This is a genomic window from Nonomuraea sp. NPDC051298 (assembly GCF_055586305.1).
On the sequence record NZ_JBVJIM010000017.1, the window covers coordinates 181,973 to 194,110 of the forward strand.

Sequence of the window (12,138 nt, forward strand, 5' to 3'; positions counted from 1 at the left end):
CTCGGTTGAGTTCCTCATCCGATAGCCGTGCGACTCCGGCGAGGTCGGCCATGCCTGGTCCGCGAGCTGGATTTCGCATGTTGACATATACCCCTATACGGTATATAAAACCTCCTGCATCATACCCCTAAGGGGTATATGGGCTTGGTGGTGACTGCGGTTGCCCGGGAGGAGACGGACATGGGACTGTTCGCGATTCGCGACTACCGGCGGCTGTTCAGCGCTCAAGTCATCGCGTTGTTCGGTACCGGATTGGCTACCGTCGCGCTGGGGCTGCTCGCGTACGAACTCGCAGGTCCGCGTGCCGGTGCGGTTCTCGCCACCGCGCTGACGATCAAGATGGTCGCGTACGTGGTCGTGGCACCGCTCGCGGCCGCGTACGTCGATCGGCTGCCCAGACGTTGGTTTCTCACGATCCTCGACGTGGTGCGCGCGCTGGTGGTGATCGCGCTGCCGTTCGTCACCGAGGTGTGGCACATCTACGTCCTGATCGGGGCTCTCCAGACCGCGTCAGCGGCATTCACCCCGACGTTCCAGGCGGTCATCCCCGATATCGTGACCAAGGAGGCCGACTACACCCGCGCCCTGTCCGCCTCGCAGGTGGCCTACACCATGGAGAGCCTGTTGAGCCCGGTGCTCGCGGCTGTGGCGCTCACCTTCATGTCGTTCAACCTGCTGTTCATCGGCACCTCGGTCGGGTTCGCCGTGTCCGCGCTGCTGGTCCTGTCCACGCGCATCCCCAACGCGCGCCCCAGTTCGCACACGAACGCCTGGGACCGGGCCGTGGCGGGGATCCGCACTTTCGCGGCCACCCCGAGTCTGCGCGGCGTCATGGCACTGAACCTCGTGGTCGCCGCCGGTGGCTCCATCGTGGTCGTCAACACCGTGAACTACGTCCGCGACGTTCTCGGCGGAGCCCAATCCGACGTGGCCTGGGTACTCGCCGCGTCCGGAACGGGGACGCTGCTGGTGGCCCTCGCCCTCCCACGCGTCCTGGACCGGGTGGCGGACCGGTTCGTGATGCTGACCGGTGCCGCCGTGCTGGTAGTCGCGGTCGGCGCGGCGGTCACGATGTCGGCGGCGGGCGTCGCCGCATCACTGCCGACCGGGGTGATCTGGGCGGCGATCGGCGGCGGGATGGCGTTGATCGTCACGCCGACCGGGCGGGTGCTTCGCCGGGCGGTCGATCCCACCAGGATTCCCGAGGTCTTCGCCGCCCAGTTCTCGCTGTCCCACCTGGCCTGGCTGATCACCTATCCCATCGCCGGATGGGTGGCCACGCACGCGGGCTTCACCACCGCCTGGACCGTGCTGGCGGGCCTGGCGGCAATCGGAGCTGTCACGGTGCTGGCGGTCTGGCCGCGCGGCGAGAAGGCCGAGGCCAGAGGCCGCGCCGCGGTGGCGGTCGCTTCCGCCAGGACCGAAACCGCCACGCGGGAAGCCGCAGAAGCTGCGGAGGGCACCCTCGCGGCCTGCCAGTGCGCCTGCGTTCGCACCGTCTGAGGTCGCTCCGCCGGACATCCAATGAGATAGACGGCAGCTTTGGCACCCGCTTCCAGGTCAACACCGGTTCGTGCGAGGACTGGACCGGTCGGCAGTGGTTGAAGTCGTCGTCCGGGGAGCCCGGTCGGCTCGGGTCGGCCGCGCTTGGCTTCCTCGACGATGAGTCCGGCGAGGAGGTGGCGGTGACATTGGGGACGGCCCCACCCTGAACGGGTACTGGAGGTTCGTGTCCGCCACCTGATTGGCTCTGCCGAGCCTTTCACCGTTCTGCCTGCTCATCGAAGTGACGGGCTTGTGCCTGTTCTGAACCGGCCGCGCGGCCTGGTCCGCGCGGCCGGTCACGGCATCTGGTCTGCTCGACGGCCACCGCCTTCGCCTCGAGCAACTCAGAATGCTGCCCCGTGTCGAGAACGTGGCGATGGCTCCGTCCCAGGTACACCAGTGGCCCACAAAGGGCCGTGCGACAAAGGAGAACCACCATGACGCTCCAGCGGATGGACAACGTCGGCATCGTCGTCGACGACCTTGAGGCTGCCATCGCGTTCTTCGTAGAACTCGGCATGGAGCTGGAGGGCAAAGCGCAGATCGAGGGCCCCTGGGCGGACCGCACCGTCGGACTCGACGGCATCCGCTGCGACATCGCGATGATGCGGACCCCGGACGGCCACGGCCGGCTGGAACTGGCGAAATACCACACCCCCGCGCCGATCGGCGCCGGCCCGCATCACCCGCCGCACAACACGCTGGGCATGCATCGCGTCATGTTCGCCGTCGACGACATCGAGGACGTCGTCGCCCGCCTGCGCACGCACGGCGCCGAACTCCTCGGTGAGCTGGCCCAGTACGAGGACAGCTACCGCCTCTGCTACGTCCGAGGCCCCGAGGGGATCATCATCGCGCTGGCCGAGCAACTCGGCTGACAGCTCGGCTGACAGCCCGCGACGTGACCCGCTTGGCCTACCTCGCCACGATGTCGCCCACCGGGGGATCGGGCACGCCTGTTCCGGGGCGACGCCTCCAAGGGCGGCCAGGCTGTGTCGTTGGTCACAACAAGCCTTCCTTGCCAATACTTACGTCTAGGTACCTACTGCCACAGCGCCAGTAGCTTCCATCGAGTCCATGAGGGCATCGACAACCGGGAGCGAACATGATTGTGGTGACTGGAGCCACGGGCAACGTCGGGCAGCCGCTCGTGCAGGTGCTTGTCGCGGCCGGCGAGCAGGTGACGGCGGTGTCACGGAGGATCTCAGAGCTGGACGTGGGGGTGGGGGTGCGGCGCCGGCGGGCCGACCTGGCCAAGCCGGCGAGCCTCGAGCCCGTCCTCCAAGGAGCCGAGGCGCTGTTCTTGTTGACCGCCCCCGACTACATGGCGAACGGCGATCTCGGTGACGTCATGAACGTCGTGCGGGCGTCCGGCGTCCGGCGGGTCGTGTTGCTGTCCTCGCACGGCGTGGGCACGCGACGCCACCCCTCGCATCTGGAAGACGCCGTCGAGCGGTCGGGTCTGGCCTGGACGATGCTGCGGCCAGGCAACTTCAACTCCAACACGTTCCAATGGGCCGATTCGGTCCGCGCGCGACGGAGGGTCGTGGCCCCGTTCGGGGACGTCGCGGTGCCGGGCATCGATCCGGCCGACATCGCCGAGGTCGCCGCCGTCGCTCTTCGCGAGCCGGGCCACGAGGGCGCCGTCTACACGCTGACCGGACCCGCGCCGATCTCACCCCGGCAGCAGGCCGCGGCGATCGGGGACGTCCTGGGCGAGTCGGTGCAGTTCGTTGAGCAGAGCCGCGCGGAGGCGCGCAACCAGATGCTGCGGTACATGCCCGAGCCGGTCGTGGAGGCCACGCTCGGCGCCCTCGGCGAACCCTCCGCCGCCGAGCAGCGCGTCAGCCCCGATGTCGAGCGGCTCCTCGGCCGCCCGCCCCGCACCTTCGCCGAGTGGGCGGAACGCAACGTCGCGGCCTTCACATAGGCGACGACGAAGTTCTGGCGCGGCCGGCCGCGAACGCGACACGATGGCGGTCGGCCCGCAGGCACGTCAGCACCCAAAGCCGGCTGCGCCGGCCAAAGCCGAAAGCCCCTCCAGCAACTCCGCGCTGAATCCGCGCTGAATCCGCGCTGAATCCGCGCCGCTCCTGCTGTCGATCTTCATGCGCGACTTGGCGATATCGTGCTGACATGACTGCTTTTCGGGAGACTTATGAGTCTCTCAACCTTGAGCCCGAACCGATTCGGGCCCATCTCCTCGCCTGCGCCACCGTCGTGTTCGGCGACGACTACTACGCGGGCCGCCGCGAGACGATCAACCTCTCCGGGTTCGTCCAGATCAACACGTGGCCGATACCCGGCTTCGAGACCCGCGTGGACGACAGTGGCCGCGCCGAGCTTGAGCAGGAGCTGAGCAGCGCTCCCGAGGCCGGCGTCAAGGGCTTCAGCTACGAACTCGACGACCGTGTCCAACTGCTGTCCAACCCGCTCCTGCCCAGCACCGGGTACGTGCGGCAGATCGCGCCGGGCAAGAACTTCCCGGCGCGGATGCACATCGGCCGCTTCGGCATCCTGGAGACCAGCACGCTGCGCCTGACGCACCGCGACATCATCGACACCTACGCCGTCATCGACAACGTCCCCCCGCACGTGAAGCCGCTCACCAGGCCCTACCACGGCACCCCACGCGGCGACGGCCCGTTCGACATCGCCCCCGCGCCGAACGTGCTGCGCGGCACCACCCTGCCCGAGGCGTGGTACCCGGCCGACGACGACAACGAGCCGATCGGCGTCACGCCCACGATGTTCTTCGCCCCGAGCGCGGCCCCGTTCATGTCGATGCTCGTCGACCCCTCCATGATCATGCAGGTGTCGATGGAAGGCGCCATCGACGTCGAGATCAACGGCAGGACCGAGCGCATCGACCTGGCCGGCGACCACCTCAAGGCGGCGGGCGCCGAGATCTTGCTGTTCGGGCCCGACAAGCACGATGAGGGAGCCGGCGTGCTGGCCCAGTTGGCGCGCCTGGCCATGGTCGGTCACAGCGACGCCCTCGGCGGCCGGGTGATGCTGCGCGTCAGTTGGCCGCGACCGTCCGGCGGCAGTCTCGGCGAGGGGGACGAGAACAGTCTGAGCCGGGTGCGGTTCCCCGGCGTCCTGGACATCGACGCCGAGTTCGAAATCGTCACCCCGTCCGGGACCCTGTACGCGGCCGGCCCGGTACACGTCGGTGGCAAGCTCAAAGACCTTGAGCCCACCGGCAGCGAACTGGCCATGGAGAGCGCGGACACGCCGATCATCAGCGCCGACGGGACGGTCAAGGGGCGTCTGACCGGCGTACGGCTCACCATGCGGGACGCGTTCGTCGACGAGCACGCATACGTCTACGTCTGAAAACCGCCGCGGGGCCGCACATCTCCACGAGGAAGAACGCCTGCCTGGCCGAGGCCGCGAGCGTCCTGCGGTCGGCCCGGGAGTGACGGTCAGACGCCCCGGCGCAGCAGGGTGCGTACGGTGCGCCCGAGCATCCACTCCTTCTCGGCCGTGGAGAAGGCATCCGAGTCATGCGGGTAGTGCAGGCTGTGCGAGTGACGAAGGTCAGGCCGGGGAACCGCCGGAGGTACGGCTCATCTACGTACAGTCGTGCGGGGTTGGACGGCTGCCGGCACGGGCCCGCGCCTACTGCGGACGCAGTAGGGCGCGGCGGGCTCCTGTGCCGCGTCTGCGGCAGTCAGAGGTGTCTGCGTCAGCAGGATGACCGGCGGCGGGTTCGGCGGACATGGTTGTGGCGTCCAGTCGCACGAAGCGGAGGAGAGCCTCATGTCCGTTCTATCGGTGCTTGCCGCACAGGCGGCATCGCCAGTCTGTACGACGCCGGCAGAATGCGCGGGCCAGGGTGTCGACACCTTCCTCGGGACCCCGCGGCGAATCTGGGCCAGTGCGGCCGCACTGGTGGCGCTGGGCGGCGTGGTCATCGGCTGGTCGGCGCTGCGCTTCGCCCGTCGTTTCGGCAACGGCGGGAGGCGGGGAGGGATCGTGGCCCTGGCGGTGGGACTGATCGGCGGGCTCAACGGCGCGGTGAATCTGGCTGTCGCCGACGGTGGTCTCGGCACCGGGAACGGGGTATTCGGGGGAGCCGTGGCCCTGGTGCTCGGCCTGGTCGGTGCGACCCTCGGCGGGCTGGCTCTGACCCGCTCCCACCGCACCACGTAGTGGGCAACCACTGAGCCGTTCGCGACCGGCCGGGGGGCGGTGCCACCGCCGCGATGCGGGTCGCTGGAGCGCCCGCCCTTGCGCTATCGTAAATTGCGAAGATGCGTAATTGCTTTGAGTGTGGTGTTCGCAGGATCTTTGGTGCGGCGGAGGCGAGGAGCTGGTGAGCACGGTGTTTGCTGCTGCGGTGCGGGAACGGGCCGGCCTGGCCTGGCAGGCGCTGCAGGCCGCCCGCGACGCTGACGACGCGCACGCGGTGCTGGTGGCCGAGGCCGAGTGGGAGGACGCTCGGCGGCTGGCACAGGCGCACGGGGTCGCCATCGAGCACGGGCCGGCCCAGGTCGCAGGGGAAGACGGGGCGTGATGTCGGTACCGCTGTATGAGGCCAAGGCCGAGCTGTTCCGGCTGCTGGGCCATCCGGTGCGGATCCGGGTGCTGGAGCTGCTGCAGGACGGGCCGAAGCCGGTGCGGGAGTTGCTGGCCGCGATCGAGGTGGAGCCGACCGGGCTGTCGCAGCATCTGGCGGTGCTGCGCCGCTCGGGCATGGTGAGCGCGCAGCGCGAGGGGGCCACCATGGTCTACGCGCTGGCCGGTGGCCGGGTGGCCGGGCTGCTGCGCGCGGCTCGCGAGCTGCTGACCGAAAAGCTGGCGGGACAGAGCGAGCTGCTCAGCGAGTTGCTGGAGGACAACGCCGGAAGCGGCGCCTCGTGAGCCCGTTGCCCCCGGCGGGGTTGCGGCAGCCGCCGTATCAGCCCCGACCCGGGTGATCCTCTGCTGATCGTCCGGGTCCTGGCTGGCGAGCGGTGGAGAGGCGACGATGGGGTTGTGGCGGAAGATCGTGCGGACGGGCCGGGTGGCCGAGCCCGCGCCGGAGCGCGAACCGGGTGAGCCGCCCGCGAAGGCGGCGGAGCTTGCCGGATCGGTCCAGATCAGGCATGTGGACGCGGGGTCGTGCAACGGGTGCGAGGTGGAGATCGCTTCGGCGTTCGGCCCGGTGTACGACGCCGAACGGTACGGCGCGCGGCTGGTGGCTTCGCCCCGGCACGCGGACGCCCTGCTGGTGACCGGGCCTGTGGCCCGCAACATGGAGGTGGCGCTGCACCGCACCTATGACGCGGTCCCCGAGCCGCGGCTGGTGATCGCGCTGGGGGACTGCGCGCGCGACTGCGGGGCGTTCGCCGGTGCCTACGGGGTGGTCGGAGCGGTGAGCGACGTGGTGCCGGTGGACGTGGAGGTGCCGGGGTGCCCGCCGGAGCCTGAGGCGATCGTGACGGCGTTGCGAGGGCTGACCGGCCGATGAACCTGGTCGGCACACTGTACGTGGTGGCGCTGTCCGGCTGCGCGGTCGCCGCACTGGCCGCCCTGACGGCCCCGCGGCGGGCGCGGCCGCATCTGGCGGGCTGGTGCACGGCAGGCGCGGGCGCTGTGGGCGCGGCGGCGGGTGCGGTGGCCGTGGTGGCCGCGGGGCCAGGTGAGAGCTGGTCGGCGTGGCTGCCGGAGCTGCTGCCGCTGGCCGGGGTACGGCTGGCGGTCGACCCCCTGGGCGGGGTGTTCATCGCGGTCACCGGGGCGGTGGCGGTGTGCGCGGCGATCTACGGGATCGGCTACCGCGGCCACGGCCTGGACGGGCGCGTGGTCCAATCCGTGTTGCCGCTGTTCGTGGCGGCCATGCTGGTGGTGCCCGCCGCGGCCAGTGTGAGCACGTTCCTGCTCGCCTGGGAGCTGATGGCCGTCGCGTCGCTGCCGCTGGTGCTGGCCGAGCATCGGCGGCGGGAGGCGGTGGGCCGGGCTGGGCTGTGGTACGCGGTCATGACCCACCTCGGCCTGGTGACGATCCTGGCCGGGCTGGTCGCGTTCGCCGCCGGGGCCGGTGGGGAGAGCTTCGAGCACCTGCGCGCCGCCGAGCTGCCGCCGGCCGCCAAGACCGTCGTGTTCCTGGCGACGTTCGCCGGGTTCGCCTCCAAGGCGGGCATCGTGCCGCTGCACGTGTGGCTGCCCCGGGCGCACCCGGAGGCGCCGAGTCACGTCTCGGCGCTGATGAGCGCGGCGATGGTGAACCTGGGCGCCTACGGCGTCATCCGGGTCGGACTGGATCTGCTGGGCGGCGGGCCGGCCTGGTGGTGGCTGCTGGTGCTGGCGGCCGGAGCGGCGTCGGCGCTGTTCGGGATCTTGCAGGCGGTGGTGGCCTCGGATCTGAAACGGCTGCTGGGTTACTCCACGACGGAGAACATGGGCCTGGTGCTGGTCGGGGTGGGCGCGGCGGGCTTCTTCGCCGCGTCCGAGCTGCCGGTGCCGGCGGCGCTGGCGCTGGCCGCGGCGCTGCTGCACGTGGTCAACCACGCCGCGTTCAAGACGGTGCTGTTCCTGTCGGCGGGGTCGGTGCTGCACGCGACGGGCACCCGGGATCTGGACGCGCTGGGCGGGCTGCGCACGCGGATGCCGTACACCACCGTCGTGTTCGCCGTCGGGGCGTTGTGCGCCTCGGCGCTGCCACCCGGCAACGCCTTCGTCAGCGAGTGGCTGCTGTTGCAGAGCCTGATTCACGCCCTGCCGGGGGCCGGGGTGGCGGGTGCGGTGACGATGCCGCCGGCCGTCGCGATCGTCGCGCTGTCGGCGGGGCTGGCGGTCGCCACCTTCGTCAAGGCGTTCGGCGTGGGTTTCCTCGCCCGGCCGCGCAGCGCGGAGGCGGAGCGGGCCGGTGAAAGCCCGCCGCCCATGCTGGGCGCCATGACGCTCGCGGTGGCAGGGTGCGTGGCTTTGGCCCTGGCTCCCACGCTGGTCGTGCCCGCGCTCGGCCAGGCGGTCGGCGTGGTGTTCCCGCAGCGGGAGGTGGTGAACGGGGAGTTGGCGCTGCGGCTGACCGGGATCTCCGGGATGATCTCGCCGCTGCTGATCGCCGTCGCCCTGGTGGCCGCGGTGGTGGCCGTACTCTGCCTGGTACGGGTGGTGGCGGCACGGCGGGTGCGGCGGGCCGCGCGGCTCTGGGACTGCGGCGCCGGGCCGATGTCGGCCCGGATGGAGTACACCGCGACGTCGTTCGCCGAGCCGTTGCAGCGGGTCTTCGACAACGTGCTCGCCCCGGAAAGCGATGTGGACGTCACCCCGGTGAAGGAGTCGGCCTACCTGGTGGAACGCGTGCGCTTCCACGCGCGGGTGCCGGACCGGATCGAGCATCGGCTGTATGACCCGCTGATCGCCGCCGCAACGGCCGTCGGACGGCGCGCCCGCGCCCTGGCCACCGGCAGCGTGCACCGCTATCTCGGCTACGGGTTCTGGACGCTGACCGCGGCGCTCGTCGTCTTGGCGGTGCTGTGGTGACGGGCGTGATCGGAGCGGCGCTCCAGGTGATCGTCGTCGTGGCCGGCGCGCCGCTGCTGGTGGGGGTGATGCGGCAGGTCCGCGCCCGGCTGGAGGGACGCGCAGGGGCCGGCGTCCGGCAGCCGTGGCGGGACCTGCGCAAGCTGATGCGCAAGGAGCCGATCACCCCGCGCGGCACCGGCTGGGTGTTCCGCCTGGCCCCGCTGCTGCTGGCCGGCACCGCGCTGGTGGTGGCCGCGGCGGTGCCGCTGGTGACCACGGCCTCGCCGATGGACGGCGTCGCCGACCTGTTCGCGGTGACCGCGCTCCTGGCGCTGGGGTCGGTGGCGCTCGCGCTGGGCGGGCTGGACACCGGCACGGCATTCGGCGGGATGGGCGCCAGCCGGGAGATGACCGTGCTGGCGCTGGTGGAGCCGACGATCCTGGTGTCGACGTTCGCGCTGTCGATCAGGGTCGGCTCCACCAGCCTGGGGACGATCGTCACCGCGACCGTGCGGGACCCGCTGGCGGTCATCTCCCCGGCGAGCGCGCTGGCCGCGGTCGCGCTGGCCATCGTCACGATCGCCGAGACCGGCCGGATCCCGGTCGACAACCCCTCCACGCACCTGGAGCTGACGATGATCCACGAGGCGATGGTGCTGGAGTACGCCGGACCGGACCTGGCGCTGGTCGAGTGGGCGTCGGCGATGCGGCTGTCGGTGCTGCTGGGCCTGCTGTCCAGCCTGTTCTTCCCGCTGGGGATCGCGGGCGCGGACGCGGGCGTGCCGGCGCTGCTGGTGGCGGTGATCGCGCTCGTGGTCAAGGTGGGGCTGCTGGGGGTGCTGCTGGCGGCGGGTGAGGTGTTCATGGCCAAGCTGCGGCTGTTCCGCCTGCCCGAGCTGCTGGCCGGGTCGTTCCTGCTGGCGCTGCTGGCCGTCGCCGCTTCCTTCTTCCTGGCCTGAGCAGGGGCGTGACACATGACTGATGTGCTGTACATCCAGCTACTCGACCTGGCCTGCGGGGCGTTCCTGCTCACCGGCGTGCTGGTGCTGTGGCGGCGCGAGCTGTCGGCGATCGTGTGGCTGTTCGCCCTGCAAGGGGTGGCCCTGACCGCGCTGATCGTCGTCATGGGCGCCCGGGAGGGCGACCTCGAGCTGATCCTGGTCGGCGTCGGGGTGGGCGCGTTGCGTGCCGTGCTGCTGCCGTACCTGATGCGCCGCGCGCTGGTGGCGGGCGGTGCGGGCCGCGAGACGCAGCCGCTGGTCAACGTGGCGACCTCGCTGCTGGCGGCGGCGGTGCTGGCGATGCTGGCCTACGCCCTGTCCCAGCCGCTGATCCGGCTGTCGCCCACGCCGGCCACGCAGGCCGTGCCGATCGCGCTGACCGTGCTGCTGATCGGGTTCTTCGTCCTGGTGACGCGCCGACGAGCGCTGTCGCAGGTGGTGGGGTTCCTGCTGATGGACAACGCCATCACCGCCACCGCGTTCCTGACCACCAGCGGCGTCCCGCTCGTCGTCGAGCTGGGGATCTCCCTGGACGTCCTGCTGGCCGTGCTGGTGCTGCAGGTGCTGACCACCCGGATGCGGGCCGCGTTCGGCGGCACCGACCTCGACGAGCTACGGGAGTTGCGCGACTGATGGGAAGCCCGCTGGTGATCGCTCCGGTCGCGGTGCCCGCGGCCGCCGCCTGCGTCTACGCCGTGCTCGGCTGGAACCGGGTCACCGCCTGGCTGGGCGCGCTGTCCGCGGCCGGGCTGCTGGCCTGCGCCGTCGCCCTGGCCATGGCAGGCAGGCGCGACGCTCTGGGCGGGCTGCTGGTCAGTGACGCGCTCAGCGCGTTCATGCTGCTCGTGATCGGCGCCGTCGCGCTGCTGGCCATGCTGGCCAGTCCCGCCTACCTGGCGGCCGAGCGGGCCGCCGGGCACACCGGACCGCGCGCGATGCGCCGCTACGGGGCGCTCACCCAAGCCTTCGTCGCCGCGATGGCGCTGGCCGTCCTGGCCTCCAGCCTGGGCCTGCTGTGGGTGGCCATCGAGGCGACCACGATCCTGACCGCGTTCCTGGTCGGTCACCGGCACACCCGCCAGGCCACCGAGGCCGCGTGGAAGTACGTGGTCATCTGCTCGGTCGGCATCGCGCTCGCGCTGCTCGGCATCGTCATGACCCACTACGCCGCCACCCACGCCGGCGTGGCGTCTCTCGACTGGGCGGTGCTGGCCGAGCACGCCGACCGGCTCGACCCCGGCGTGATGCGCATCGCGGTCATGCTGCTCGTGCTCGGGTTCGGCACCAAGGCCGGGCTGGCGCCGATGCACGCCTGGCTGCCCGACGCGCACAGCCAGGCCCCCGCCCCGGTGTCGGCGCTGATGTCGGGGGTGCTGCTGTCAGTGGCCTTCTACGCCATCCTGCGCGTCAAGGTCATCGCCGACGCGGCGCTCGGCGCGGGGTTCATCCGGGTACTGCTCGTCATCGTGGCGCTCGCCTCCCTGGCCGTGGCCGCGCTGCTGCTGCTCGGCCAGCGCGACTACAAGCGGCTGCTGGCCTACTCCAGCATCGAGCACATGGGCCTGCTCGCCCTCGGCGCGGCGATCGGCAACACCCTCGCCCTCGCCGCCGTCCTGCTGCACATCCTCGGGCACGGGCTCGGCAAGTCGGTGTTGTTCCTGACCGCCGGACACCTGCACCAAGCGCTCGGCAGCAGCGGCATCCACGCGGTACGCGGCCTCATGGCCAGAGCGCCGCTGCCGGCCGGGGTGTTCGCGCTCGGGCTGCTGGCCCTGCTCGGCCTGCCCCCGTTCAGCCTGTTCGCCAGCGAGCTGGGCATCGCGCGAGCGGGCTTCGCCGCCGGGCTGGGCTGGGCGGTCGCGGCGGCCCTGGTGCTGATGCTCGTCATCGTCGCCGCCATCGGCCGCCACACCCGGCGGATGCTTCTCGGCGGCGAGCCCAGCGAGGCCATCGCACCGCCCCGCACCGAGGCCATCGCACTGCCCCGCACTGTGGCCATCGCACTGCCCCGCACTGTGGCCATCGCACTGCCGCGCACTGTGGCCGTCCCGCTGGTCGCGGGCCTGGCCGCGTGCGCCGTCCTGGGCATCACCCTCGGACCGCTGCACCCCTTGCTGCAAGCCGCCGCCACCAT

At 71.3% G+C, this 12,138-nt stretch carries 12 protein-coding genes; all 12 read left to right on the forward strand.

From position 1 onward, the window contains the following. Positions 1-180 precede the first annotated feature (180 nt). Positions 181-1,503 (forward strand): MFS transporter, encoded by a 1,323-nt coding sequence (locus ACZ6S0_RS37730; RefSeq protein WP_465924120.1) that lies wholly within the window; start codon positions 181-183, stop codon positions 1,501-1,503. Between the two features lie 494 nt (positions 1,504-1,997). After that, positions 1,998-2,423, forward strand: coding sequence for a VOC family protein (locus tag ACZ6S0_RS37735; protein ID WP_465924132.1), 426 nt, complete (start codon positions 1,998-2,000; stop codon positions 2,421-2,423). Positions 2,424-2,650: 227 nt separating this feature from the next. Continuing rightward, a complete protein-coding gene (locus ACZ6S0_RS37740) occupies positions 2,651-3,475 on the forward strand; it encodes an NAD(P)H-binding protein (RefSeq protein WP_465924121.1) in 825 nt (274 codons plus the stop codon). A 206-nt stretch (positions 3,476-3,681) separates the two neighbouring features. Beyond that, positions 3,682-4,884, forward strand: coding sequence for a DUF6004 family protein (locus ACZ6S0_RS37745; RefSeq protein ID WP_465924122.1), 1,203 nt, complete (start codon positions 3,682-3,684; stop codon positions 4,882-4,884). Between the two features lie 426 nt (positions 4,885-5,310). Beyond that, positions 5,311-5,703: a DUF6223 family protein gene (locus ACZ6S0_RS37750; RefSeq protein ID WP_465924123.1), complete on the forward strand. Its 393-nt coding sequence runs from the start codon at positions 5,311-5,313 to the stop codon at positions 5,701-5,703. A 163-nt stretch (positions 5,704-5,866) separates the two neighbouring features. Beyond that, positions 5,867-6,067: a hypothetical protein gene (locus tag ACZ6S0_RS37755; protein ID WP_465924124.1), complete on the forward strand. Its 201-nt coding sequence runs from the start codon at positions 5,867-5,869 to the stop codon at positions 6,065-6,067. After that, positions 6,067-6,414: an ArsR/SmtB family transcription factor gene (locus ACZ6S0_RS37760; RefSeq protein WP_465924125.1), complete on the forward strand. Its 348-nt coding sequence runs from the start codon at positions 6,067-6,069 to the stop codon at positions 6,412-6,414. Before ACZ6S0_RS37755 ends, ACZ6S0_RS37760 begins: the two co-directional genes overlap by 1 nt. A 106-nt stretch (positions 6,415-6,520) precedes the next feature. Continuing rightward, positions 6,521-7,003 (forward strand): NADH-quinone oxidoreductase subunit B family protein, encoded by a 483-nt coding sequence (locus tag ACZ6S0_RS37765; protein ID WP_465924126.1) that lies wholly within the window; start codon positions 6,521-6,523, stop codon positions 7,001-7,003. Continuing rightward, positions 7,000-9,021, forward strand: coding sequence for a proton-conducting transporter transmembrane domain-containing protein (locus ACZ6S0_RS37770; protein WP_465924127.1), 2,022 nt, complete (start codon positions 7,000-7,002; stop codon positions 9,019-9,021). Before ACZ6S0_RS37765 ends, ACZ6S0_RS37770 begins: the two co-directional genes overlap by 4 nt. Beyond that, the gene (locus ACZ6S0_RS37775; RefSeq protein ID WP_465924128.1) at positions 9,018-9,962 is read left to right on the forward strand and encodes a respiratory chain complex I subunit 1 family protein; all 945 of its coding nucleotides are present in this window, start codon (positions 9,018-9,020) and stop codon (positions 9,960-9,962) included. Before ACZ6S0_RS37770 ends, ACZ6S0_RS37775 begins: the two co-directional genes overlap by 4 nt. Before the next feature lie 15 nt (positions 9,963-9,977). Beyond that, entirely contained in the window at positions 9,978-10,637 is a 660-nt protein-coding gene (locus ACZ6S0_RS37780) for a hypothetical protein (protein WP_465924129.1), read from the forward strand. Next, the coding region (locus ACZ6S0_RS37785; RefSeq protein ID WP_465924130.1) for a proton-conducting transporter transmembrane domain-containing protein at positions 10,637-12,138 on the forward strand (1,502 nt) is incomplete at its 3' end. The genes ACZ6S0_RS37780 and ACZ6S0_RS37785, both read left to right, overlap by 1 nt.